At 54.9% G+C, this 979-nt stretch carries 1 rRNA gene; it reads left to right on the top strand.

Annotated elements, in window-relative coordinates:
- Positions 1-979: ribosomal RNA gene (locus Afil_RS10625) — 23S ribosomal RNA — on the top strand; the annotation flags it as partial.

The following is a 979-nucleotide window of genomic DNA, read 5'->3' as shown; positions in this document are numbered from 1 at the left end:
CAAGTAGTCAGGAGCAGACCCGAAACCGGGTGATCTAGCCATGGGCAGGTTGAAGCAGAGGTGAAACTTTGTGGAGGACCGAACCGACCATCGTTGAAAAGCTGGCGGATGACCTGTGGCTGGCGGAGAAATTCCAATCGAACCCGGAGATAGCTGGTTCTCCCCGAAATAGCTTTAGGGCTAGCGTCAATGTTATGGCTGCGGAGGTAGAGCGCTGAATTCATGATGGCCCCATCCCGGGGTACTGAATGGAATCAAACTTACGAATGCCGCAGCGGGAAGTCGTTGGCAGTCAGAGTGCGGGTGATAAGGTCCGTGCTCAAGAGGGAAACAGCCCAGACCGCCGTTTAAGGCCCCAAAATGACAGCTCAGTGGAAAAGGATGTGGGGACGCACGGACAACTAGGAGGTTGGCTCAGAAGCAGCCATCCTTGAAAGAGTGCGTAACAGCTCACTAGTCGAGTGGCCCTGCGCCGAAAATGTACCGGGGCTAAGCTGTCTGCCGAAAGCGCGGATTAAGTACTGAAGTATTTAGTGGTAGGGGAGCGTTGCATGTTCGTGGAAGCATTACCGTAAGGGGATGTGGAGGACATGGAAGTGAGAATGCCGGTGTGAGTAGCGAGATGCAGGTGAGAATCCTGCACACCGAAAGCCCAAGGATTCCGGGGGAAGGTTCGTCCGCCCCGGGTCAGTCGGGACCTAATGCGCAGCCGACAGGCGAAGCAGATGGAAAGCAGGCGAAGATTCCTGCACCTGAGATAAAGGCGATGGAGTGACAAAGACGGGAAGTGTGACCCTCTTAATGGATTGAGGGCGAAGCGCGGCAGTACCGGTCCAGGCAAATCCGGACCAGGAGGTACAGAGCGTTAGAGGTAAGCGAAATCCTTGGAAAGTAGCGAAGCACATGGAGCGGCTTTCAAGAAAAGCTTCTAGCGATACTTTATCTTGGCCCGTACCAAAACCGACACAGGTGGGCGGCA

This window comes from Allobaculum fili, from assembly GCF_020969955.1.
GTDB lineage: Bacteria > Bacillota_I > Bacilli_A > Erysipelotrichales > Erysipelotrichaceae > Allobaculum > Allobaculum fili.
Note: the sequence above shows the minus strand (reverse complement) of the source record. Positions and strands in the feature narration are given on the sequence as shown.